We start from the raw sequence: 24747 nt of genomic DNA on the forward strand, positions 1-24747 counted from the left end.
CGGCTCTTTCTTTGAAGCCTTCACTGTAACGCGGCATTTTCCACTCGATTACCGCCCCCTCATACACTGTTGATTAAAAAGTGGGCGCGACATCTATGCTGACACAGGGGGATAGAAAAAAACCTTTCTGGTAGCCGGCTGGTTTTTAATGCTCCACCATACAAAGATCCATTCTCTAAGCTCGAGCGCTGGGAGGATGAAGCGCCAAGTGTGGATATATTTGAGGAATCCATATTCAAACCGCTAATAACCTCGGAGAGCCGAAGCTCCGAATCCGTGGAATGGTATCGAGTCTATTCAAGTATCTGGGAATTTCGCGGATTACCTATAGTTCACGGTTATTGCGGAAGCCTTACCATGCTAGTCAACATTAATCGAGTGAAAGACCTTCCGATTAATGAGAGCTTATTTGACAATCGTGTATTATCTCGCGAAGCATGCCGTCAGCTCTTATCTTCTACTCTGTGCGATTTTCACGATGGCCACTCAGATGACCCCTTAGATCTTACGCCCTATCGCTGGCCAAGCTATCTGGGCCCCATTAACTGCCAATGGCTAGCAAACAATGGGAGTGATTGGCTCTACTTCGAGAGCCAACCACTTGTTGGCGACGGTCAAATCGTAAACTGGCAGACTGCAATTGATGACAGGCATTATCTGAGTTGTTGCTTTACTATAGCCCGATCTGCCCGCAACGCCGGCAACGCCTACCGAATCGAAGAGCGGGTATCAAAGAAAAACTTCCTCGCCCTGATGCATCAGATTATGGATTCCCTAACCCTGGATCTGAACCCAGAGGCTGCAGCCCGGCGCGCACAGATACAGGCTCAGCCCGGCGCCAGCGACAAACCCATCCTCAGCTGCACCCCCGAGCAGGTGAAAGAGGCCAAACATGTGCTCTATATGTGGAGCGGGCGCGGATATCAGGAAGCGGGGAAAAGCCGCGAGGATGACCACCGCGCACGCCCGGAAGACGTGGCGGCATTTATCGATGAACGTATCAAACCCCGCCCGCTGCCGAACAGCTACCCGCCGGGCGAAGTGGTGAAGCTGTCATTGCAAGCCGCTACCCGGGATACGCAGGCCGCCCAATAGCGATCTCACAATGCGCCCCGGCTGCCCTCCTGAACAATTGGGGCGCATATATCCGGCCAATATACGCATGAATGCGTAATCCCTTTCCTCCCGAACCTATATTTCAATGCTCTCAGGGCGTGGAGCCCCGATTTCGATCCAACCAACAAGGCATCATCGACTGCAAAATCAATGTCCGACAGATAAACATGTCCTTCTGCCGAGAAAAATAGCACAATCAATTCACTCGCGATAACCTGCACTCTGAGCGCGACGAAGTCGCCCGTCAGACTACGCTAGTCATGATATAAGGGACGACTCATTTTCCAACAATTCGTCCCGGCCATACCCGGGCGCACGACAGTCCTGTGGGGTAACCATGATCAGAACCGGAAAATTCGCAGCGACGCTGCTGTGCAGCGCCATTCTCGCCGCCTGTGGCCAGGAATCCAGTAACCAGCCAGCCGCGGAGTCCTCTCCTGCCGCGGCGGCCGTGACCCGCGCCGATGCGCCCGGACTGTCCGAAGCCTACGCCAAACTGCGCAAACAACAGGTGGCCGAGGTCAACTACCAGCTGTCCGTGACCCTCGATGCCGTGGGCGACAGCTTCTCCGGCCAGGTGGTGGCCAAAACCAAACTCAACGGACCGCTCGAACAACCGCTGACCATCGATTTCGCCGGTGGCAGCGTGGACTCCGTCAGTGTCGACGGGGTGGAAGTGCCCTTCGACTACAACGGCCACTTCATCACCCTGCAGCCGCAGTATCTGAAAGCCGGCCACAACGCCATCGCGGTGAATTACCGCCATCCCTATTCCAGCGACGGCTCCGGCCTGCACCGCTTCGAAGATCCGGAAGACGGCAACGTCTATATGTACACCGACTTCGAACCCTACGATGCCAACCGCCTCTTCCCGCATTTCGATCAGCCAAATCTGAAGGCCCACTACACTCTGAAGGTGACCGCACCCAAAGGCTGGACCATCGTCAGTTCGGTGCGCGAGGAGAAAATCGAGGAGGCTGAAGAAGTCAACCACTGGCACTTCCCACAGTCCGCCAAGTTTTCCTCCTATATCTTCTCCCTGCACGCGGGCCCCTTCCATATCTGGGAAGACGATGCCGACGGTATTCCGCTGCGCCTGATGGCGCGGAAGTCACTGGCGCAGTATGTGAAGCCGGAAGACTGGTTCACCTTTACCAAGCAGTCCTTCGAGTTCTTCCAACCCTATTTTGAGATCGATTATCCGTTCGTGAAGTACGACCAGGTGATCGTGCCGGACTTCAACGCCGGCGCTATGGAAAACGTCGCTGCGGTCACCTTCAACGAAGCCTATGTTTCCCGCGGCGAGAAGACCCAGGCCCAGCGCATGCGCCTGGCCAATGTGATCGCCCACGAGATGGCGCACATGTGGTTCGGCGACCTGGTGACCATGAACTGGTGGGACGACCTGTGGCTGAACGAGAGCTTCGCCACCTATATGGCCAACCTGGCCGTGGCGGAAAACAGCGAGTTCACCAACACCTGGGAGAACTTCTACCTGGGCACCAAGCAGTGGGCCTACCACTCCGACCAGCTGCCCACTACCCACGCGATACAGCTGCCGGTCAAGAACACCGACGAGGCCTTTGCCAACTTCGACGGCATCACCTACGGCAAAGGCGGCTCGATCCTGAAGCAGCTGCCCTACTACCTGGGCGAAGAGGCATTCCGCAAGGGCGTGAGCAACTACCTGAAGGACCTGTCCTACAAGAACTCCACCCTGGACGACTTTATGGGCCACCTGGGCAAGGCCGCCGGCAAGAATCTGGATCAGTGGCAGCAGCAGTGGCTGTATCAGGCCGGCCTGAACACCATCGCCGCCAGCTTCCAGTGTGAAAAGGGCAAGGTCACCAACCTCGTCCTGAGCCAGTCCGCGCCGGAGGAATACCCGACCCTGCGCGAACAGCGCACCCAGATCGGCTTCTACAACATGGAAAACGGCAGCATGGTGCTGAGCAAGGCCATCCCGGTGCTATACAGCGGCGCGACCACCAAGGTCGAGGAAGCTGCAGGCCTGCCGTGCCCGCAGATCGTCTACCCCAACGAGGGCGACTGGGCCTTTGCCAAGGTGAACCTGGATCCGGTATCCGTCGAGAATATGTCCCGGCACATCAACGATATCGAAAAGCCGTTCACGCGTCTGATGCTGTGGCAGAGCCTGTACGACAGCGTCTACGATGCCAAGCTGCCGCTGGACGAGTACGTCAGCTTCGTGCTCGCCAACGCCGCCGAGGAACGCGATATCAATGTGGTGCGCCTGGTGTCCCGCCATCTGGGCAATGCCTACGGCTACCTGAACCAGGTGGCGATCGATGCGGCCCGGCGTGAAGAGCTGCAGCTGGCAATCGAGAACTTCGTCTGGGATCGCCTGCAGCAGGCGGAAGCCGGCAGCGACGCGCAGAAAACCTGGTTTGCCACCTTTACCGGCGTGGCCCACTCGGACGCGGCCCTGGCCAACGCCAAGCAGCTGCTGCAGGGCGAACTGAAGATCGACGGCCTGAAGCTGGACCCGGATATGCGCTGGGACCTGATCAAACTGCAGAACCAGCACCTGTACGGCGACTATGCGCAGGCCATTGAACGCGAACTGGCCGCGGACAACTCCGACCGCTCCCAGCTCAACGCCATCGCCGCGGAAGCCGTGCGCCCGCTGCCGGAGAGCAAGGTCAAGTGGCTGGAGAATATCCTGCAGCACCGCGACAGCTTCAAGCTGAGCCAGCTGAAAGCCGCCGCGGCCCACCTGTTCCCGACCGAGCAGAGCGACCAGTACCAAGCCAGTGCCGAGCGCATCCTCGCCGCGCTGGATGACGTCAACGCCAGCGACGCGCCGGAGTTTGTCGGCACCTACGCGCGCCTCTTCCCGCTGAACTGCAGCGAGCAGGGCGTGGCGCAGCTGAGCGAAATCCTAGACAGCGACAGGGAGTTGAACCCGCTGCTGGAAAAGGCGCTGAAAAACCGTCGCCACGGCAACCAGCGCTGTGTGGATATGGCCGCGCTGCTGGCAAACGGCAACCGCGGCTGAGCAAAACCCATCGTCATCCCGGACCCGGTCCGGACTCCAGACCAATCGCTGAATGCCGGCCTGCGCCGGCATGACGCTCTCAAACAAGGCCCCGCGGGGCCTTTTTTGTGCGTCATCGCACCGCGCAAATCGGTTAAAAAATCCCGCCAGCACGCACTATTAACCGTCGCCCGCTAAATACTGGCGCAGATGTGTGAATCTGCTGGTATTTAGCGAGCGGCGCCAGCCTGCGGCTGGCGGCGGCACGTCCTTGTGCCGCGATTAACCCGGCAATATTTATCGCCGGGTTAATAGTGAGCACCCGCTTACCATGCGCGGCTGTGCGGAGCGTGTTATAACCTGCACAGGGGAAACAATACTATTCGCGCGGATCACTGCCCCTCTGCCGCCAGCCGGAGGACCCGATGAAAACCACAAAAATATTCGCCACCACACTGCTGTGCGCCGCCCTGGTTACAGGCTGCGGCGAGAAAACACCGCCAGCCAAAGAACAAGCCGCAGAGAGCGACGCCCACGCGGTAAAAGTACAGCGAGTCCCGCGCATAGAACGCCCCGATGCCCCCGGGCTCACCGCCGCCTACGCCGCCCTGCGCCGGGTGCAGATTGCGAATGTGGATTACAAAATCTCCGTGGCGCTGGACGGCGAATCCGACACCTTCTCCGGTCGCGTGATCGCGGAAACCGAGATCGCCCGTCCGCTGCAGCAGTCCCTGACCATCGATTTTACCGGTGGCGAGGTGCAGTCGGTCAGTGTCGACGGCAGGGCGATCCCCTTCGAATACAACGGCTACTTCATCACCATAGCGCCGGAACAGCTGCGCGTCGGCGCCAACCGTATCGCCGTCGACTACAGCCACCCCTACTCCAGCGACGGCTCCGGCCTGCACCGCTTCAAGGATCCGCAGGACGGCAGCGTCTACCTCTACACCCACTTTGAGCCCTACAAGGCCAATCGCTTCGCGCCGCTGTTCGACCAACCGGATCTGAAGGCCAGTTACACCATCGACGTAAAGGCGCCCGCCGACTGGCAGGTGGTGACCAGCGCGCGTGAGGAAAAAATTGAAACTCTGGCGGACGGGCGCAAACACTGGCACTTCCCCGCCACGAAGAAATTCTCCACCTATATACTGCCCCTGCACGCCGGCCCCTTCACCGTGTGGGAGAGCCAGGCCGGCGATATCCCGCTGCGCCTGATGGCCCGCAGGACCCTCGCACCGGACGTGAAACCACAGGACTGGTTCACCTTCACCCAGCAGTCTTTCGAATTCTTCCAGAAGTACTTTGGCATCGAGTATCCGTTCGGGAAATACGACCAGCTGATAGTGCCGGACTTCACGATCGGTGCGATGGAAAATGTCGCCGCGGTGACTTTCAACGAGGCCTATGTGTCCCGCGGAAAGAAGACCCAGGCCCAGCGCCAGAAGCTGGCCAATGTGATCGCCCACGAAATGGCGCACATGTGGTTCGGCGATCTGGTGACGATGAAATGGTGGAACGGCCTGTGGCTGAAGGAAAGCTTCGCCACCTATATGGCCAGCCTGGCCCTGGCAGAGAACAGTGAATTCGACGATGTGTGGGAGAACTTCTACCTGCGCTCCAAGCAGTCCGCCTATCTGGCGGACCGGCTGGCCACCACCCACCCGATAGAAGTGCCGGTGCCCAATACCGCCGAGGCCTTCTCCAATTTCGACAACATCACCTACGGCAAGGGCGGCTCAGTGCTGGAGCAACTGCCCTATTTCCTCGGCAGGGAGGCCTTCCGCCAGGGAGTCAGCAACTATTTGAAAGAGTTCTCTTACGGCAATGCGGAATTGAAAGACTTTATGGACAGCCTCGGCAAGGCCGCCAACGAAGATCTGGAACAGTGGACGCAGAACTGGCTCTACAAGGCCGGCGTCAACACCATTTCCGCCCGCTACCAGTGCACCGAAGACAAGATCACCGAACTGACGATCGAGCAGACGGCCCCCAAGGAACACCCGGTACTGCGCGAGCAGAGAATTCAATTGGGTATCTACCGCCTGCAGGACAGCATCATGACCCGTGTCGCCGCGCTGCCGGTCACCTACAGCGGCGCCCGCACCAGAGTCAGGGAGGCGAAGGGGCTGCCCTGCCCGCAGATACTGAACCTGAACGACGAGGACTGGGGCTATGTCAGGACCCGCCTCGACGAGAAGTCCGTGGCCCAGGCAACCCGGCATATCAGCGCGATAGAGAGTTCCTTCACCCGACTGATGCTGTGGCAGAGTCTGTTCGACAGCGTCACCGACGCCAGGATGCCGCTGTCCGAGTGGATAGATTTCGCGCTGAACAACGCCGGCGCCGAGAGCAATATCAACGTGATCCGCCTGATCGCCAACCACCTGCAAGCCGCCAGTGCCTACGCGCACCGCTTCGATATGCCGGAGGTGTTGCGCAAGGAGCGGCTGCAGGCGATCGAGAGTTTTGTCTGGGCCCGCCTCAACCGCGTCCCCGCCGGCAGCGACGCGCAGAAAACCTGGTTCTCGACCTTTACCGACGTCGCCCACACCGACGCGGCCCTGGGTAATGCGGCGCAGCTGCTGTCCGGCGAACTGGCAATCGACGGACTGCCGATTGACGAGGACAAGCGCTGGCAGCTGATCGTCCTGCTGAACCGCCACCTGCACGGCGACTACGCCAAGCTGGTCGAGGACGAGCTGAAAAAAGACAGCAGCAACCGCGCCCGCAACTACGCCATCAGCGCCAGCGCGATCAGACCCAGCGCCGAGGCCAAGAAAGCGTGGCTGGACAATATCCTGAACAGGCGCGATCAGTACAAACTCAGCCAGATCCGCGCCGCCGCCGGCGCCATGTTCCCGGCGGAACAACTGAACCTGTACCGGGGCTTCAGCGCTCAGCTGTTCGATGCCGTGCCCCAGGTGAGCGCAACGGCGGATACGCTGTACAACAAGGCCTATGCGATGCTGTTCCCGATCGTTTGCAGCGGAGACGATATCGCGCAGTACAAAAAGACATTAAAGAAACACCCGGACTTGATGCCGGCCCTGGGCAGGGTATTGAAGAACCGGCAGCAGCAGAGCGAGTGGTGCAGGGCTATGGCAGATCTGCAGAAAAAGTGAGCTCCATCGGCGCGGGTCCGCGTTACAGGGCCCGCAACGACAATACCGATTCCACAAAGATGCACCTGATCCTGAGCCGCAAAGGCTTCGACTCCTCCGCCGGCGGCTGCCCCAGCCCGATCTTTCCCGACGGCAGCCTCTATGCGCTGCCGATTTCCGATCCTAAGTCGGGAATCCGCTATCGCGAAATCAATCACGCCGGGCACTGTGTCGGTGACCTGGTGGAAGATCTGACACAAGGGAAGATTCGTGCGGATATGGGGGCACATCTGGACCCGGATATGCACCCCGGAGACCTGTCGCGCACACCGGGCTGGAGACCACTGCTCGGGCAGACAGGCGCGGCACAGGGGCATCTGCGCAGACGGGGCGTGCAGGCGGGAGATCTGTTTCTGTTCTTTGGCCTGTTCCGGCCGGTCGAGCAAGTCGGCGGGCACTGGCGCTTCGTCAAAGGGGCAGCGGCGCGCCATATCCTCTGGGGCTGGCTTTCTATCGGCGAGATCATCCAAGTCGATGCACTGAAGAAGGATGAATTACCCTGGGCGCGCTACCACCCGCACTTCGCGATCGGACCGGATACGGCCAATACGCTGTATCTGGCCGCCGATCGCTTAACGCTGCATCGGGATTCGAAACCGCAGCCAGGTGCGGGCGTATTCCCGCGCCTGGCCCCTCAGTTGCAGCTAACCCGCCCCGACGCGCCCTCACCCACCGCCTGGCGACTGCCGCGCTTTCTGTATCCGGAAAAGGGGCGCGCACCGTTGAGCTACCACAGCAGGCCGGAGCGCTGGAGTTTGAACTCCGGAGACGGCGATCACTGCCACCTGCAATGCGCCGCGCGCGGGCAGGAGTTTGTACTTCCAATGAATGACTATCCGGAAGTCGCCCCCTGGCTGGAAGATCTGATTGGCACACACGGCAGTGGTTATTAACCCGGCGATAAATATTGCCGGGTTAAAGCTGCCTGTCGATACCTTTTTCCTGCCGCGCCACGGCGAGATACCCCAGGTATCTATCCCGAATTTCCCTGACATAATTCACCGGCTCGCGCCCGCGCACATAGCCGAAGCGCGCCTGGCGGTAGTACTCCGGCTTGGACAGCATCAGCATCGCCTCCTCCACATTGCCGAACCACAAATCCGGGTTCTTGCCGAGGTGTGTGGCGAGTTTGCGCGCGTCTCTGACGTGGCCGTGGCCGGCGTTGTAGGCCGCGAGGGTGAAGTAGATCTTCTGGTCGAAAGGCAGGTCGCGGGGGAAACGCTGTTCCAGCCAGTCCAGGTAGGAGACGCCGGCGCGGATACCGTTTTCCGGTTCGAACAAATTGGCGATACCCATCTGCCGCGCGGTGGTCGGCAGCACCTGCATCAGGCCCTGGGCGCCGGCAAAGGATTCTGCGCGGGGATTGAACTGGCTCTCCTGATACATCTGCGACACCACCATGCGCCAGTCCCACTCGGCACCGGCCGCGTATTTGCGCACTATCGGATCGTAGGGAGACAGGCGATCGATGCTGCGCAGGCGCTCGCCCTGGTGGCTGCGTATGCGCTTGGCGTTCTTGAAATATTTGTTGTAGGTGACATTGAAAAACAGGCCGCGGTGGTGCTTTTTCAAAAAGCCGTTCAGTTGCTCCAGCAGCTGCGGCTGGTCCTCGCGCACCGCCCAGGCGATGTCGCGCTCCCCCGGCAGCTCGCCCACTACGGCGAAGTCGTCGCGGTAGGTGCGCTCTATCGCGACCAGGTGCGAGTCGGCAACCGTATAGGGGTAATCGCCCTGTACCACCGCTTCGATCAGCTGGTCGGTGGTGGCGCCCTCCACCGGCACTATCTCCATCGGCTCGGACTGCGCCCGCGCCAGTGCGGCGAGGTTGGTGTAGAAGCTGGTCAGCGGGTTCACGGCGACTTTCTGCCCGGCGAGCAGATCGGCCACCGCCATTTCGGCGGCGGCGCCCTGTGCCGGCTCGGCGGCGATCACCTGTTCCGTCACGGTCAGATAGGGGCGCGAGAACACAAGCCCCTGCTGCCGGCGCGATTCGGTAACGGTCAGGGAGGCGGCAATCATATCCCCCATACCCGCGTTCAGCGCCTCGGCCAGATCCACATCGGGCCCCGGCACCACCATGCTCAGGCGCAGCTTATGCTCGCGGGCAAACTGCTTCAACAGGTCGTAGTCGAACCCCATCAGCTCCCCGCGCCAGATAAAGTAAGAGGCGGGGTGGTTGCGGGTCAGCACGCGCAGAGTGCGGCTCTGCCGGATTCCCTCCCAATCGCGCAGCGGCCGTTCGCGGTGCTGGCTGGCGAGGACATGCTCGGCGGTAAAGAATTCGTTCAGTTCGCGCTTCAGTTGCGGTGCCTCGCGGCGCACCGCCCAGGCGATGGCGCGCTGGGAGTCCAGCTCGCTGCTGGCCCGCAGCTCCGGATAGAAGGGCAGCAGCACCTCGGCGAGATTGCTGTCGATAACCGTGGCCGGATAGTCTCCACGCGCCACCGAGGCGAGCAGATCCTCGTACTCTATCGGCTCGTCCAGATAGGTGATCGCGTAGCGGTGCCGGCGCTCGTCGACGGACAGCGTCTGCGCAAAGGCACTGCCGCGGCGCACGGCCACTTGCAGCGGTGCCGCGCCGGCTCCCGCCGGCGGGGTGTCACCGCGGGTCACCAGCAGCTCGCGCACATACTGCAGGGCGCGTGTGAAGGCGACCCGCTCGGCGCGCGCCTCGGTACGGGAGAAATTGGTGGCGATCACATCGCCGCGCCCCTCGACCAGTGCCGGAATCAGGTCGGCAAAGCTGTCCACATAGACCCACTGGGGCCGCAGGCCGCGGCTGTGCGCAAACTTCTCGGCCAGCATCCGCCACTCGGCACCGGGCAGGCCGTCGCGGGGCAGCGCCTCGTCTTCCCCACCGCGCGGTGCCAGCAGGCGCAGTATGCCGTGCCGGCGGATCGCGGGCAGATCGCCCAGCTCCGTATAGCTCCGCGAGGCCGGCGCTTGCGGCTGAAGCGCTTCCGCGCTGGCGGCCGGCGGCGCCTCCTCGACAGCGGGCCGTGCCGCCGCTCCGCCCTGTTCCGCGCCCCTCTCACAACCTGCGCAGATAAAGAGAGTGGCCGCGACAAAGACTAGAATTGAAGAAATCCTGCTGATCACAATGCAACCTGCTGCGTAACTGGTGTTTCCGTAGACAAGGATGGGCGTAGAATCGCCGTGAGCGATACCCTAAGGAACCTCTGATTAAGTCCGTAATGTCTCTGCGGGGCTTTCAGAGGTTCCCTAATGCTACCGCAGTATGCCACCGATGGGCCGGATCGATCAGCGGTGCGGGGGGAGGTGGCGCAATCACCGCCCGGAAGCAGCGGAGAGCCAGCGATGGGGTTTTACGAAAAATACTGTTTACCGCGGCTGCTCAATTGCGCCTGCGGACTCAGGGCGTTCCGCAAGCAGCGGGCCCTGCTGGCACCGCGGGCGCGCGGCAGAGTGTTGGAGGTCGGCTTTGGATCGGGCCTCAACCTGCCCTTCTACGATCCCGGCAGCGTGGAATTTGTCTGGGCGCTGGAGCCCTCGGAGGCTATGCGCAGGCGCGCGCGGGACAATGTCCGTCGATCCCCGCTCGAAATCCGCTGGCTGGATCTTCCCGGCGAGCAGATCCCGCTGGAAGACAACAGCGTCGACACGGTGCTGCTGACCTATACCCTGTGCACGATAGCGGACTGGCGCAGGGCGCTCGGCGAGATGCGGCGGGTTTTGAAACCGGGCGGCGAGCTGATTTTCAGCGAACACGGCAGCGCGCCGGATATCGCTGTGAGGCGCTGGCAGGAGAGACTGAATCCGTACTGGCGCCGGGCCTTCGGCGGCTGCAACCTGAACAGGCCAATAGACCGCTTTGTGGAACAGGGTGGTTTCCGCATTCAGTCTCTGGACAGCGGCTATATTCTCGCCCCCAGGTTCGCCGGATTTAATTACCGGGGCGCGGCGAAACCGCTCTGATCGCTATACGCCGCGGGCGCCGGCAAAGGAAAAAGCCCCGACCCTGCGAGGGGGGCTTCAGGTTGCTGACAAAGTCCGAAAACCGGAATCGAAGGCAAAGCGCTAGGACGGGTGTTTCGAACCGTCGGCGACAGGGATGTATTCACAGCGTTTCGAAATACCCGTCCTAGAAGCTGTTTCATAACGTAGCGAGCGGGTGGCTGGTGGTGGCCGCCGGAGCGGAGGTACCGCAGTGTACAAGTAGTACATGAGGATGCCGAGCACCGCCGGACGCCGCCAGGCGCCCGCGCAGTAGTTATGAAACAGCTTCTAGTGCTTTGCCGCCACGGTCCCTGTCAGAACCACAGGAAGAGGTTACCAACACTCTGAAGCCCCGGCCTTGCGACCGGGGCTTTTCAGCTTAACTTTCGTTCTGCGCCAGCTTTGTCTGCGCCTTGTCTTTCTGCTTCGACTTCGGCTGCAATTCCGCCAGCATCATCTTCATCTGCTGGTACTCCTCCTCACTGCCCAGATCCATCAGCAGTGGCTGGGCGACGCGGGCGAAGTACTCCGCATCCTTCTGCTCGTAGAGCTCGTGGGCGAGCCACTGGGCAATATGCAGTTCGCGCGGCGCGCGCAGGTAGGCCTGTTCGAGCATTTCCAGATACTTTTCCCGCGGGTAGTCGAGCATCTCCATGGACATGGCGAGGCCGAACCAGTGGGAAGCGGTGTCCGCATCGTGGTTGACCAGGTAGACGAATTGGTCGCGCACCTTTTTCAAGGCGTCCTTGTCACGCGCCTCCTCGGGGAGATTCACCTGACGGTTGAGATTGAGCCAGGCATCGGCCCTCTGATACCAGAATTTGTTGCGCTCGCTCGCCGGCACCCTCGCGAGCAGTCGCTCGGCGCGCTCGAAATTGCCCACCCTGGTTTCCGCGTCCGCCTGTATCGCGGTCAGTTCCGGGCTGGCGATACCCTCGGCGCGGGCGTACTGCACCAGCGCGTGCAGGCCCTGCAGGTTGTAGCCAGAACGCACCAGGAACTGAGCGACTTCCACCACCGCGCGCCGCTGGGAAAGCTGGCGCACCTCGGGCCTGGCCTCGCGGAAATCCGCCGGGACCCGACCTTCCGCGAGTGCGAAACTGCCGTTTTCAAACATGGCCTCGTACTTTTCCTCAATCTCCGCCAGGGACATGCCTAAGGACTCCTCCAGCGCCTCCACCGGATCGGCGCCGGCGTTGTATGCCCTGGTGTACTCCTTGAACTGCTCGGCCTTGCCACTCTCCATGATCAGCCAGTGCGCCAGCATCCAGCCGCTGGCATAAACCCGCGGTTTCTCCTCGTCGGGCGTGTTGTAGACGGTGGCGCGCAACAGCTGCTCCAGCGGCATAGGGCTGGTGAACAGCAGAGTCATGGCGCGCTCCTTGGGAACGGCGCCCAGCTGATAGACACCGCTGTCATTGAAGGTCATGGTAGACATAAATTCGGCAAAGCCCTCGCTGTACCAGTAGGGGTAGTGGGTGGTATTGCCGTTGTAGCTGAGGAAGTGGGTGTATTCGTGGAAGAGGAATTCTCGCGCCGCCAACTGGCGCTCACCGCTGCGGCCGTCCAGGTTCACCAGGGCATAGCTGCCCTCGGCGGTGGTATCGTAGAGTCCATTGGTCACGTCCGCCAGCTCCCCGCCGACCAGGCCGGCGTAGGTCTGGCGGTCGGCAGCGGCGTAGATGGTCAACTTCTTGTCCTGCGCCTTGGACGCGTCGCCAAGCAGTTCCAGGGCAACTGCGCGATAGCGCTCCAGGTCGGCGGCGAGGGTTTTCACCACCTCGGGATCGCCGTTGGTGACAATGCGAAAGTTAGCGCTGTCAATTTGATACCAGGTTTCCTCACCCAGGCTTTGGGGAGCGCTGCAGGCAGCGAGGGAAAAACCGAAACAAATTACCAGCAATACGAGAGTGCGAGAGAACATAGTTCTGACCACCGAGTTGACCCTTTTGAAGCCCTCCGTGGCGGAACGTCGAAGCCCACACACTACCGGTTTTTGCTGTACAAAAAAAGAACAATTTTAGACCAACTCCCGAGACCAGCCGGTTTTTCCGAGACTGAAAAGTCCGTACAAGTCAGAAAGATGGCGGAATACGAGTCAATGTGTCGCGCGCCAATGACCGAGATCCACTTCTCAGTTTTCAACTCCGCTATCCAACGGCAAATCGCCGACGCCTATATTGTGCTTATGACCGCCGCTGACCGCTTGGTCACAAAATAACAAAAACTGCACAGAATAAGAGAGAAGACGATGAAAACCTCACCGCTACTGGCGCTGCTCGGCGGCGCCCTGCTGGCGGCGCAGGCCTGGGCCGCGCCGCAGTTTATTGCCGATCTGGATATCCCCTCCTTCGACGGCACCGAGCTGGACGCCAACCTCTGGGTGCCGGACACGCCGCCGCCCGCCGGTGGCTACCCGACAGTGCTGTTCACCAACAGCTGGGCCCTGGACAAGCACCAGTACCTGCTGCAGGCCGCCAAACTGGCGGACAACGGCTACCTGGTGATGAGCTATTCCACCCGCGGCTTCGGCCGCTCCGGCGGCCTGGTGGATGTGGCCGGGGATAACAGCCTCGCCGATGTGGGCGTGCTGATCGACTGGCTGCAGGCCAACTACCCGGTGGGCAAACTGGGTATGGCCGGCATCTCCTACGGCGCCGGCGTGTCTCTGCTGGCCGCGGCGGCGGATCCGCGCGTGGAGGCGGTGGCGGCCCTGTCCGGCTGGTCCGATGTCGTGGAGGGCCTCTACCCGAACGACACAGTCAACCTGGTGTGGGGCACCCTGCTGGTGAACACCGCCTTCCATCGCGAACCGATCGTGGATCGGATCTGGAGCGACCTGCGCTCGGGCCAGAATATCGACAACGTGATCGACTTCGGCGCCAGCCGCTCGGCGCTCAGCTTTGTCGACGCACTCAACGCCAACGGCACCGCAGTGCTGATGTCGAACAACTTCGCCGACTACCTGTTCAAGCCCAACAGCATGACGGATCTCTACACACTGCTGAACGGCCCGAAAAAGCTGCTGCTGAACCCGGGCACCCACGCGGTGACCGAGACCCTCGGCGGCAACCGCGGTCATATCTGGGCCACCAGCTTCCGCTGGTTCGACCGCTACCTGAAGGGCGAGGCCAACGGCATCGACAGCGAACCGAAGGTGGATATGACGGTGCGTATCAGCAACCGCCTTGAGCAGTTCGACGACTTCCCGGTGACCCAGAAGCGGCGCCACTGGTACCTGCACCCGCGCCTGACCTACTTGGGCAACGGCAGCCTGAAGGGCACGCCCTATTCCGGCTGGCCCTGGAGCAACGACTTCCACGGCGGCGCCGACACCGCGGCCGGCACCGGTATACCGGTAGTGTCCGATGCACTCGAGGGGCTCGGCATTCCGGTCTACACCTATATGCCCGCGATCAACGGCTACCACGCAATAGAGTACAAGTCGCCGCTGCAGTGGAGCACATTGAAAATCCGCGGCACCCCCCGGCTCGAAATGTGGATAAAACCGAGCAAGCCGGAAGTACAGCTGCACCTGCACCTGTACGACACCGGTCCCCTCGGCGTGGGCCGGCTGATCACCCACGCGCCCATCACGCTGCGCGATGCACAGGTGGGCCGGGAGCAGAAAATCGCGGTGGAGTTTTTCACCACCAGCTACGACGTGCCGGCGGGGCACAGGGTGACACTGGCGATAGACACCGAGGGGCTGATTTACCAGAAGCCCGCGGATACCAACTACGAGATTGAAGTGCCCTATCGCAGCAACCGCATTTCCAGGCTGACGATACCGCATCTGTAAAGCTCGTGTTCGCCCCGCTATGGCGTGGCACCGGTTGTGAAACCCGTAGCGGCCCTGCTGCCGGCAGCAGGGCCTTCGCATAGCGATCATTGCTTTTCCCACCGGGGGACGAACACAAGGTAAGCCCCGCCTTCGGCAATACCTTCCCAAAAGGCTACAATGGCGCTTCGTCGAAACTCACCCCCGATCATCAGAGAAATTATGAGCAAGACTTTCCTGCGCTACCTGCTGGCCGCGCCACTGTTCGTATTGGCCGCCTGCGGCCCGTCCGAGAGAGCCGAGGATAAAACCGAAGCGGAACTAAAGGAAAAACCCGCCGCGGAAGCGGCTGCGGCAGAGGCCGTCGATTACGGCGATGCGCCGGCGGGCAAACTGCCCGACGGCGTGCGCCCGCAGGCCTACCGCCTGGACCTGCTGCTGGATCCCAGGCGCGACGACTTTTCCGGCAGCGTGGAAATCGATATCCGGATGGCCAGCGCCGCCGACCATATCTGGCTGCACGGCAAGAACCTGCGCGTATCCGAAATCGCCGCGGAACTCGCGGACGGCAAAGTGGTGCCGGCGGAATACAAAGAGGTGCTGGAAAGCGGCGTGGCCAGAGTTGGCTTTGCCGAGAGGATTCCCGCCGGCACCTTCACGCTGCGTATCGCCTACAGTGCCGACTACGACCGCAACCTGGCCGGCCTGTTCAAGGTGGAGGAGCAGGGCGATGCCTACGCACTGGCCAAATCCGAATCCATCCAGGCGCGCAAGTACCTGCCGGGCTTCGACGAACCGGGCCTGAAGGCGCCCTTCGATATCAGCCTCACGGTGCCGGCCGGCTACGCCGCCATCAGCAACGGCGCCGAACTGAAGCGCGAAGCGGCGGGCGAGGGGCTGGAAAAAGTCACCTTCGCCACCACGCGGCCCATGTCCACCTACCTGCTGTCGCTGTCGGTGGGCCCCTTCGATAGGGTCGAGCGCCCGGCGATTCCGCCGAACCAATACCGCAAAAACCCGATTCCGCTGCGCGGCTTCGCGCGCAGGGGACGCGGCGGCGATATGAATTACATTCTCGATATCACCCCGCGCATGGTGGAGATCTTCGAGACGGAACTGCAGCGCCCCTACCCGTTTGAGAAACTCGATATCGTCGCCGCCCCCCAGTGGCCCAGCGGCGCCACCGAACTCTCCGCCGCCATCACCTACCGCGAACAGCGCATCCTGGTCGGCGACAAACCGGCCCCGGGCGCGCGCCTGGCGCTGCTCGGCGTGCATGCGCACGAGATCGCCCATATGTGGTTCGGCAACCTGGTCACGCCGCCCTGGTGGGACGACCTGTGGCTGAAGGAGGGCTTCTCCACCTGGGGCACGCCGCTGGCGCTGACCATCTTCGAGCCCAACGGCGGCCACGACCTGAACGCGGCGGTGCGCGCAATCAGCGCGATGCAGCTGGACTCACTGGCCAGCACCCGCGCCATTCGCGAGCCGGTCACCGACAACAACAATATCCGCAACGCCTACGATGCCATCACCTACGCCAAGAGCCTCGGCGTTATCCATATGGTGGATAAGTATTTCGGCGCGGACAAATTCCGCCCCGCACTGGGCCGCTATATCGAGACCTTCGCCGACGGCGTGGCCGACTCGCCGGCCTTCTACGCCGTGATCGGCGAGGAGACCGGCACCCCGCAGCTGACCGAAACCTTCCGCAGCTTCGTCGAACAGAAAGGCGTGCCGCAGCTGGATATCGTCGTGGACTGCGCGCAGGAGGGCGGGGCAAAACTGCTGGTGGCGCAGAAGCGCTACAAGCCGCTCGGCTCGCCGATCCCGGATTCCGACCAGCACTGGAGTATCCCCTTCTGTTTCAGTGGCGGCAGCAATGTGCAGCAGTGCCTGATGCTGACCAGCCTAGAACAGGAAGTGGCGCTCTCCGGCGGCGCCTGCCCCGAGTGGCTGCTGCCGAACGCCCAGGGCAGCGGCTACTACCGCTGGACACTGCCCGGCGACTACTGGTCGGCGCTGGTGGAACGCTTCGCCGGGTTTACCCCCACCGAACAGCTGTCGATCATCGACAGCGCCTTCGCCGCCTTCGAGGCCGGCCAGCTGCCAGAAGCCCTGCTGTTGGAAGTAGTGCGCCAGTCCGCCGCGGCGGACAAGCGCCAGGTCGTCGTGGCACCGCTGCACTACCTGCAGAAATATCGCCACAACTACCTCGCTCAGGAAGACCGGTCGGCGTTTCTGAATTTCGCCCAGAACCTGTACCTGCCGCTCCTGAACGAGACGGCGGACAGTCCCGACAGCGAGGAACAGCTGCTGCACAGCGAACTGCTGAGCTTTATGGCGCTCACCGCCGGCGACGGGGATGCGCGCAAGGTGCTCGCCGGCAGAGCCGCCGCCTTTACCGGTTTCGGGCGCGAGCGCGACGCCGAAGCGCTGGACTCCGACCTCTACGAGGCGGCGCTGACGGTGGCGGTGCAGGACTCCGGCGATGCATTCCTCGACCACCTGGTGGCCGTGCGCAAACAGCTGGACGACCCGCGCTTCGACAGCGCCAGCGCCAATGCCATCGGCAGCAGCAACAACCCGCGGCAGCTGCAGAAAATCCACCAGCTGGCCCTGAGCGAACAAATGGGCTCCCGCGAGGCCTTCGGCCTGATCCAGCACGCGCTGGCGGAGCCGGCGCTGCAGGCGCAACACTGGCAGTGGCTGCAGCAGAACTTCGACAGGGTACTGGACAAGATCCCGGCGCAGTGGCGCCGCCAGACTCCGGCCTTCGCCCGCGCCTTCTGCGAAGAGGACAAGCTGCAACAGCTGCAGCGGCTGTTCGACCGGCACGGCAAGCGGGCGCCGGGCTACCAGCGCAGCCTGGCGCAGACCCGGGAGCAGATCCAGCTGTGTATGGCGCTAAAAGAGAAGGGGGAGGCCCTGCTCGGAGCCCTGCCGTAGGGAGTTTTTCCAGGCTCTGATCGCGGCCACCGGCCGCGATCCATCTACCCGACGCTACTCAACCTCTATTCCACCCGCGGTCAGAATTTCAACCAGCGGCTGCAACTGCCCGCGATAATTTTTCCATTTTCCGACAGAGGATCGGTAAACAGGCTGGCGCACCTGGGCGGCGCTGGCGGTGGCCGTTCCCTGCTTCTCCCGCCGGTGGAAGTCCAATACGGATTCCGTCCACGCCAACCCGCAGAACTCGAACAGCCTGCGGCTCTCCCCCGCGGGATCCGCCACCAGTTTTTCATAGTGCAGATCGTAGATGGCACCGGGCAGGGCGCTGTGCCAGTGCGCCATCAGCTTGCGGTAACCGAGATAGTAGCGCCCCAGTTCCAGCTGATCGTAGGAAAACGGATAGGCGGATTTGAACAGCGTCTTCAATATTGCATAGCAGCTGTCCATCGGTCCGCGGCACAGATGCACTATCCTGGCCGACGGCAGCGCGGCGGCTATCAGCCCAAGGTAGAGAAAGTTCATCGGGTTCTTATCGACAATCACACGGCCGCCGAGCTGCTCGGCGCGCCGCCGCATCTGCCCGGCGTAGTCGGCGCCTATCTGCGCCAGATCCACATCCGCCGCCGCGGCGACGAAATCCCGCTTGGCGAAACCGCCCCCCTCCACCGCGATCCGCTGTACGCCGCGGTGCAACAGGCGCGAGAAGGTGTCCGGCTCCCCTGCGGATACCACGCCGTCGGCCATGGTGAGCAGGCGCTCCACCAGTGTGGTGCCGGTGCGCGGCATGCCCAGAACAAAGATCAGTCCGCAGCCGCGTTCGGGCGCGGCGCCGAGCCGCCCGAGCCGCTCGGCACCGAATACCCGCGCTATCTCCTCCATCCCCTGCAGATCCGGCTCCACGGAATACTGCATAGCGGCGCGCCGCGCCGCACAGCCCCGCGCCAGCGCCTCGAAACTCGCCGGGTAATCGCCGACATCTTCCAGCTCCTTGGCCAGGGCAAAATTGAGCTGCACCCGCGCCCGCTCGGGCAGATGCTCCCGCTGCAGCAACTGCCGCAGCTCGCCGATATGATTGCTCTGCGCGCTCTGCTTTCTCAACTCGGAGCGATCCCGATAGGCCTCCCAGTCCTCCGGCGCCAGCTCGATGACACGCTCGTAGAGCAGCTCGGCGCGCGCCAGGTTGCCCATGGCCCGGTTGGCCGCGGCGCAGTTGTACAGTAACTGCGGATCCCGCGGCTGCAGCGCCAGCGCTTTTTCGTACAGCGCCAGCGCGTCGCGGTGCTTTTCACAGCGGGTAAACAGGTAGCCGGCCCGGGCGAGCATGCGGATATCATTGACCGCCAGCGCCGCCTGCACATCCAGCGCCGCCGCGGCGGCGGCGAGATCGCCGTCACGCAGGTGCAGCGAGGCGAGGTGCAGGGACACGGCCGTGTGCCGCCCGCTGCCCGCTTGCAGCTGCGCGAGCGCTTGTTCGAGATAGCCGCGCGCCGATACCGTATCCGACTCGGCCACATGGATATCGGCCAGCAACCGGTAGGCGTTGATGTATTGCGGATCGAGCTGTAACGCCCGCAACAGGGTTTCCTTGGCCCTGCGCTGGTCGCGTTCGGAGAGATGTTTCTGTGCCTGTCGATAGAGCTCAGCGGCCTGGGAATTTTGCAAGGCGGTTCTCTTCCGAATTGTTACCGAGGCGGAAGGCATGAGTATCCCTCCTGTCTCTTGGTATTTTTTCACCGTTATAACAATAAAAAAGCCGGCCTGAAAGGCCGGCCAAAACAACGAGGTGACACCGTCAGAAGAGATAGCTTGCCGCTATACCGATGGTGCGCGGCTGGCTGATATAGTCCTTGGAGGAGTTGCCGAGGAAGTACTCCGCCGGGTCCGTACCCATATAGGCCTCCGGCAGAGCGCCGGTCACGCCGTCCTCATTCAGCAGGTTTTTCACGAAGAGGGTAGCGGTCCACCTGTCCGCCACCAGTGAACTGCTGGCGTTCCAGAGGCTGAACGCATCGATATCCGCAGCCACGGCGCCGCCGCCGATGGTATTGCTGGTCTCCGACTGGTAGTAGGCGCTCAGGCGCGATACCAGTATCAGGCCGTCACCGACTTCGGCAGTGTGATCCAGCGCGGCGGACAGGGTGTGCTCGGCGGTGCTCGGCAGCCTGTCACCGTCTTCGGCAACCGGCACCTCGAACAGGACGCCGTCGCCCTGCCAGTTGCCCGCGGGCTTCATAAAGTCGTCGGTCAGCTGGCCGTCCACATAGGCGTAGCCGAACGCATAGTGCAGCGATTCGGACAGATTGCCCTCCAGCTCCACTTCCAGCCCCTGGGTGCGCGCGGATTCGCCGTTGATCGCGGCGAAGAAGCCCCAGTTGCTGGTGGCCGTGTTCAGCTGCGGGTCCTCCCAGTCCATACGGAATACCGATACCGTGTAGCGCATATTGCCGGTGGCGCCCTTGATACCCAGCTCGTAGTTCAGCACGCTGTCGGCGTCGTACTGCAGATACGCGGGGCTCTCGGCGAAGTTGCCGGCGAGCGGCACCGCGTTGGCGCCGCCGCGGCGGTAGCCCTCGGATACCGTCGCGTAGAGCATGGTGCTGTCACTGACATCCCAGGACAGGTTCGCCTTTAACAGCGTGTCGCTGTCTTCCGTGTCGAAGCGGGCCCTGGTCTCCTCCTCCGGCGATGGCCAGATCGGCAGCTGTATCTGGCTGTCGTTTTTCAGTTCGTTTTCGAAGTGGCGCATGCCGAGCGTCATGCGCACGGTATCGGTGAAGTTCAGTGTGGCCTCGCCGAAAATCGCCGTATCGGTGAAGGACTGGTTGCGGCGGAAGTAGAAGTCCTGATCCTGCACATTGGCACCCCAACCGGTCCACTCCTCTGCCTTGCTGATGCCGGGCGTCCAATCGGCTGGAATGTTGGCCATCCACTCGGCCCAACCGGGCATAAAACTGTTCTGACCGGCGTTGCTGTCCTGATCCATATAGAAGAAACCGGCCACCCAGTCCACGAACGCATCCTCGGCACTGGAGACCAGGCGGATTTCCTGCGTCAGCGCCTTGTCCTCGTAGAAGCGCTCGGCCACGGCCAGCGGGCGCGGCGTGCCGCTGTAGAAGTCGGCAAACCAGCCGTTCTGCGCGTAGAAACCGGTATTGTCGCTCAGCGCGCTGCCGGAGTGGCTGTAGCTGGCGGTGCTGGAGGTGAAGGTGGCGAAGCCGAGATCCACGGAGATTTCCAGCGCGGTCAGGTCCACCTCGCGCTCGGACGGCTCGAGAATCACCGCACCGTTCTCGTAGTCATCGTAGAAATCCTCGCTGCCACTCACCCAGTTGGCGCCGCGCGTGACCTGGCGGCGCCCGCCGATCTCGTCTTCCTGGAACTGATGCGAGAGCTGCGCGCTGAAGCGGTCGTTCGGCTCCACCAGCAGCGCCACGCGGCCGTAAGTGATGTCCACCGTGTCCGCGTCCGCGCGGCTTTCGAACAGCGGGCCGCCGGAGGCGATATCGTCCCCCTGCGCCAGCGGCGCGCCGCTCCGGTCGAGCTTGTAGACATTCGTGTAGTCGACGATACCGTCGTTGTCGATCACGCCGACGCTGGCGCGCAGCGCCATCTTGTCACCCATCGGAATATTCACCAGGGCGTCGGCATTGAAATTGAAACCGTCGGAGCCCTCGCTGCGGCTGTAGCCGCTGCTCACCTTGGCCTCGAAGTCGTCCAGACTCGGCTTGTTCATGATGTAGCGCACCGTGCCGGCCAGGGAGCCGGATCCGTACAGCGTGCCCTGTGGGCCGCGCAGCACCTCGACCCGCTGGATATCCTTCAGAATAAAGTTGCCGTACAGCGGTGTGTCGTCCACATAGGTGGCCACGGTTGGTACCGCGGACAGGGGCACATCGCCGTTGCCGCCGCTGTCCACGTTCATGCCGCGGATAATGACACCGTTGACGGTGCCGGAATTGCGGTAGCCGCGATCCACGACGGTCAGGCCGGGGATACTGCGCATCATTTCCGCGGCGTCGACTATCTGCGCCGCCTCCAGGTCGTCGCCGGCGACCGCTGAGATATTGTAGGGAATATCCTGCACGCTCTCGGAGCGGCGGGTGGCCGTCACTATGACCTCTTCCAGCGCCGTATCCTGCGCATATACCATCTGCGGAACAGAAAACAGTGTGCCCGCAGAAACAGCGGCGACCGCAACCGCCAGTGATTTTTTGCTGAACCCCTGATTGCTTTGCTCTTTCATGGTTCCCTCTACTTTTCTTTTATTGTCTGGCCGAACCGCGCCGGTTGCTGTTGTCGATGTTGAAACATGCTGCGCATCAACTGGCACAAACCTGGCGCCAATTGATGCGCAGTGACTGAGTTGCCCGCCGCTCACTCGGGCACTTTCAACGGGCCCAGTGCCTCGTAGGCCGGCGATACTGCGCCCGGTTCGTACTGCGGGTAGCGCACGCGCGCGTCGCGGAAACTTTTCAGCGTCTGCCCCAGGCCCTTCATGCCGCGCTCGCGCACCCGCCTCACCTTGTCCATGTCGATTTCGAAGGCGATGATCTCCTCCCCTACCGAGGCCTCGTGAATCACCTCCCCCTCGGGCCCGGCGATGATCGAGCGCCCTACGCCCTGGGCGCCGGACGAGTTCACGTCGACGATATAGCACTGGTTGGTGGCCGCGCTGGCGCGCACTATGGAAAGTTCGTCCTGGCGGTCTATGGTATCCGTCTTGGTGGGATGGATAATCACCTCGGCGCCCAGCCAGGTCAGTGCGCGCGTGGTTTCCGGGAACCAGATGTCGTAGCAGATGGAGACGCCGAAGCGCCCCACCTCCGGCACGTCGAAGACCAGGAACTGGTCGCCGCCGGTCACGCCCTTTTCGTAGGGCAGGAAGGGGTAGATCTTGCGGTAGCGGCCGACCACCTCGCCGTCGGGGCTGATGACCGGGGTGGTATTGAATACGGCGCTGCCGCACTTTTCGTACATGGAGCCGGGCACCAGCCAGAGCCCCAGTTCGCGCGCGGCGCGGCGGAAGGCGTCCTCCTCTGCCGACGGCAGCTCGCGCGCATGCTGCACGCCGACACCGCGCAGAGCCAGCTCACTCAGCACCACCATCTTTACCCACGGAAAGCGCAGTTTGGTCTTCTGGATACGCTCCAGCAGCAGCTCCAGGTTGTCGGCCTCCGCCAGGTTCAGCTGCAGCGCCGCAATACCGAAATAGTCACTCTTATTATTCATCGCCGGACGGCTCCCACTTGTCACTGCCGCGGTGGCGGCCTGTATCTGGCTTTATCTTGGGCGATTCGGACGACCGGCAATAGGTCCAGATTTTCTCTCCCGATGAGTCCAACCGCCGGCAGTGGCCCAATCCGCCGCTCGTGGCTCCATGTCCGGCGGGCATCTGGCCCTATATTCTGGCCCACAATCCGTTAGCGTTGTGCCAGGTACAACCATTGCGGAACTATTCAGCGATTCCTTAAACTGGTTGCGGCCCGCACACCAAACAATAAAAAAGGGCAGCGTCCCATCGGAGCATCTATGAGCGACAACGCAGAAAGTCTGGCAGGTCGGCCCTTCGAAGCCGGCAAACCTTCGGGCACTTTTCCCAATTCGATCCCCAAAGCCGCACCTCAGGGCTGGATTGCTTCGGTCCTGCTCGCCTTTCTTTCCTCCGCAGGCCTTTATTATGTGAATATTTTCCCGGTCATCGTCGACTCGCTGATGGCCGGCGCCGGACTGTCCGCGGCGCAGGCGGGGGAGATCACCTTTGCCAACACCATCGGCGCGGTGATCGGCGCCTTTGCCGTGTCGCTGCTGGTGAAGAGGATTCCGCAGTGGAAACTGGCCGCCTGCACACTGCTGCTCTGCTCCATCAGCGTGGATGTGCTGACCATCACCCTGGCCGACCTGGCGCTGCTGATCCCGCTGCGCCTGGTACACGGCATACTCGGCGGCGCGCTGGTGGGGCTCGGCTTTGCGGCCATTGCGCGCAGCGGTATCGCCGGGCGCGCCTACAGCATGGTGCTGCTGGTGCAGTACAGCGGCGGTGCGCTGGGGCTGCTCTTCCTGCCGGAGCTGGTAACTCAGTACGGCACCTATGTGCCCTTCTACGCGCTGATCACCTTCAGTTTGATCACCCTGGCCATGCTGCCCTTCCTCGCCGGCTATCCGCTGCCGACCAGGGAAGAGGAAAAGAAAGTACCGCTGAATACCAAAGTGGCGATGCTGCCGATGCTGATTACGCTGGTATCCCTGTTCTGCTTCCAGTTTGCGAATATGGCCCTGTTCGCGTTTATTTTCGATCTGGGCAAGTCCTTCGAACTGCCGCTGCCGTTTATCAGCCAGACACTCTTCTGGGCCAACCTGATCGCCATCGGCGGCGCCGCCCTGGCCGCCTATACCGGCCAGCGCTTCGCACTGGCACCGCCGCTGACGATAGCACTGCTGGTGACGCTGGTGGGGCTGGCGCTGTTTGTCTTCAGCGATTTGAAGCCGGTGTTTGTCCTCGCCAATGTGGTGACCGGTATCACCTGGGCCTTCTGCGTGCCCTACCTGCTGACCATGGCCTCGAAGTTCGACGCGGCGGGGCAGATGGGCGCCTTCGGCGGTTTCGCGTCAAAGATGGGCCTGGCCTGCGGGCCGCTGGTGGCCGGACACTTTATTTCCAGCGGCGGCAGCTATACCCAGTTGATCGCCATTGCCTGCGGGATGCTGGCGTTGTGCCTGGCGGCGCTGCCGGCAGCGGTCAGGCTGGATCGGGCGGCGGTGTAACCGTTCGGCTCTTTCGGACA

Annotated in this window: 13 protein-coding genes and 1 other RNA gene; 8 read left to right on the forward strand and 6 right to left on the reverse strand. The window is 62.2% G+C overall.

Going from position 1 to position 24747, the window contains the following annotated elements; translation table 11 throughout:
* Positions 1-357: 357 nt before the first annotated feature.
* The 4 genes from ACXAF3_RS14630 to ACXAF3_RS14645 all read left to right on the forward strand — a co-directional run bounded on the left by ACXAF3_RS14630 (position 358) and on the right by ACXAF3_RS14645 (position 8168).
* The gene (locus tag ACXAF3_RS14630) at positions 358-1095 is read left to right on the forward strand and encodes a hypothetical protein (protein ID WP_475113059.1); all 738 of its coding nucleotides are present in this window, start codon (positions 358-360) and stop codon (positions 1093-1095) included.
* A 358-nt stretch (positions 1096-1453) separates the two neighbouring features.
* A complete protein-coding gene (pepN, locus tag ACXAF3_RS14635; protein WP_475113060.1) occupies positions 1454-4135 on the forward strand; it encodes an aminopeptidase N in 2682 nt (893 codons plus the stop codon).
* Positions 4136-4539: 404 nt separating this feature from the next.
* Complete coding sequence (gene pepN, locus ACXAF3_RS14640) at positions 4540-7236, forward strand: aminopeptidase N (RefSeq protein WP_475113061.1); 2697 nt, start codon at positions 4540-4542, stop codon at positions 7234-7236.
* A gap of 59 nt (positions 7237-7295) precedes the next feature.
* Positions 7296-8168 carry an Nmad3 family putative nucleotide modification protein gene (locus tag ACXAF3_RS14645; protein ID WP_475113062.1) on the forward strand — a complete coding sequence of 291 codons (873 nt, stop codon included), beginning with the start codon at positions 7296-7298 and terminating at the stop codon, positions 8166-8168.
* Positions 8169-8190: 22 nt separating this feature from the next.
* Here the strand turns inward: ACXAF3_RS14645 and ACXAF3_RS14650 are convergent, their stop codons facing one another.
* A complete protein-coding gene (locus ACXAF3_RS14650; protein ID WP_475113063.1) occupies positions 8191-10374 on the reverse strand; it encodes an MltF family protein in 2184 nt (727 codons plus the stop codon).
* Positions 10375-10593: 219 nt separating this feature from the next.
* On the opposite strand from ACXAF3_RS14650, the gene ACXAF3_RS14655 reads away from it, so the two are divergent.
* On the forward strand, positions 10594-11211 hold the full coding sequence (locus ACXAF3_RS14655) for a class I SAM-dependent methyltransferase (protein ID WP_475113064.1): 618 nt from the start codon (positions 10594-10596) through the stop codon (positions 11209-11211).
* A gap of 171 nt (positions 11212-11382) precedes the next feature.
* On the opposite strand, the gene ACXAF3_RS14660 is transcribed toward ACXAF3_RS14655, so the two are convergent.
* Together ACXAF3_RS14660 and ACXAF3_RS14665 are read right to left on the reverse strand one after the other, a co-directional pair.
* Positions 11383-11460: non-coding RNA, sX9 sRNA (locus ACXAF3_RS14660), on the reverse strand.
* Between the two features lie 151 nt (positions 11461-11611).
* Positions 11612-13156: a collagenase gene (locus ACXAF3_RS14665; RefSeq protein ID WP_475113065.1), complete on the reverse strand. Its 1545-nt coding sequence runs from the start codon at positions 13154-13156 to the stop codon at positions 11612-11614.
* Positions 13157-13483: 327 nt separating this feature from the next.
* Between ACXAF3_RS14665 and ACXAF3_RS14670 the strand changes: the two genes are divergently transcribed.
* Together ACXAF3_RS14670 and ACXAF3_RS14675 are read left to right on the forward strand one after the other, a co-directional pair.
* A complete protein-coding gene (locus ACXAF3_RS14670; protein ID WP_475113066.1) occupies positions 13484-15034 on the forward strand; it encodes an alpha/beta fold hydrolase in 1551 nt (516 codons plus the stop codon).
* Positions 15035-15235: 201 nt separating this feature from the next.
* Entirely contained in the window at positions 15236-17962 is a 2727-nt protein-coding gene (locus ACXAF3_RS14675; protein ID WP_475113067.1) for a M1 family metallopeptidase, read from the forward strand.
* Between the two features lie 54 nt (positions 17963-18016).
* On the opposite strand, the gene ACXAF3_RS14680 is transcribed toward ACXAF3_RS14675, so the two are convergent.
* From ACXAF3_RS14680 to ACXAF3_RS14690, 3 genes are all read right to left on the reverse strand, one after another.
* Complete coding sequence (locus ACXAF3_RS14680; RefSeq protein WP_475113068.1) at positions 18017-19627, reverse strand: tetratricopeptide repeat-containing sulfotransferase family protein; 1611 nt, start codon at positions 19625-19627, stop codon at positions 18017-18019.
* A gap of 130 nt (positions 19628-19757) precedes the next feature.
* On the reverse strand, positions 19758-22208 hold the full coding sequence (locus ACXAF3_RS14685) for a TonB-dependent receptor (RefSeq protein WP_475113069.1): 2451 nt from the start codon (positions 22206-22208) through the stop codon (positions 19758-19760).
* Between the two features lie 131 nt (positions 22209-22339).
* The gene (locus tag ACXAF3_RS14690) at positions 22340-23194 is read right to left on the reverse strand and encodes a carbon-nitrogen hydrolase family protein (RefSeq protein WP_475113070.1); all 855 of its coding nucleotides are present in this window, start codon (positions 23192-23194) and stop codon (positions 22340-22342) included.
* A gap of 300 nt (positions 23195-23494) precedes the next feature.
* Here ACXAF3_RS14690 and ACXAF3_RS14695 point away from each other — a divergent pair, with 300 nt between their 5' ends.
* Positions 23495-24727 (forward strand): MFS transporter, encoded by a 1233-nt coding sequence (locus tag ACXAF3_RS14695; RefSeq protein WP_475113071.1) that lies wholly within the window; start codon positions 23495-23497, stop codon positions 24725-24727.
* The last annotated feature ends 20 nt before the right edge of the window (positions 24728-24747 follow it).

This window comes from Microbulbifer sp. ABF4_143, from assembly GCF_056160225.1.

Bases quoted from the DNA above. Each gene is read 5' to 3' on its own strand.
- ACXAF3_RS14675 (WP_475113067.1), top strand. From the start codon at position 15,236: ATGAGCAAGACTTTCCTGCGCTACCTGCTGGCCGCGCCACTGTTCGTA.
- ACXAF3_RS14645 (WP_475113062.1), top strand. From the start codon at position 7,296: ATGCACCTGATCCTGAGCCGCAAAGGCTTCGACTCCTCCGCCGGCGGC.
- ACXAF3_RS14685 (WP_475113069.1), bottom strand. From the start codon at position 22,208: ATGAAAGAGCAAAGCAATCAGGGGTTCAGCAAAAAATCACTGGCGGTT.
- ACXAF3_RS14670 (WP_475113066.1), top strand. From the start codon at position 13,484: ATGAAAACCTCACCGCTACTGGCGCTGCTCGGCGGCGCCCTGCTGGCG.
- ACXAF3_RS14655 (WP_475113064.1), top strand. From the start codon at position 10,594: ATGGGGTTTTACGAAAAATACTGTTTACCGCGGCTGCTCAATTGCGCC.
- pepN (WP_475113060.1), top strand. From the start codon at position 1,454: ATGATCAGAACCGGAAAATTCGCAGCGACGCTGCTGTGCAGCGCCATT.
- ACXAF3_RS14630 (WP_475113059.1), top strand. From the start codon at position 358: ATGCTAGTCAACATTAATCGAGTGAAAGACCTTCCGATTAATGAGAGC.
- ACXAF3_RS14665 (WP_475113065.1), bottom strand. From the start codon at position 13,156: ATGTTCTCTCGCACTCTCGTATTGCTGGTAATTTGTTTCGGTTTTTCC.
- ACXAF3_RS14695 (WP_475113071.1), top strand. From the start codon at position 23,495: ATGAGCGACAACGCAGAAAGTCTGGCAGGTCGGCCCTTCGAAGCCGGC.
- pepN (WP_475113061.1), top strand. From the start codon at position 4,540: ATGAAAACCACAAAAATATTCGCCACCACACTGCTGTGCGCCGCCCTG.
- ACXAF3_RS14690 (WP_475113070.1), bottom strand. From the start codon at position 23,194: ATGAATAATAAGAGTGACTATTTCGGTATTGCGGCGCTGCAGCTGAAC.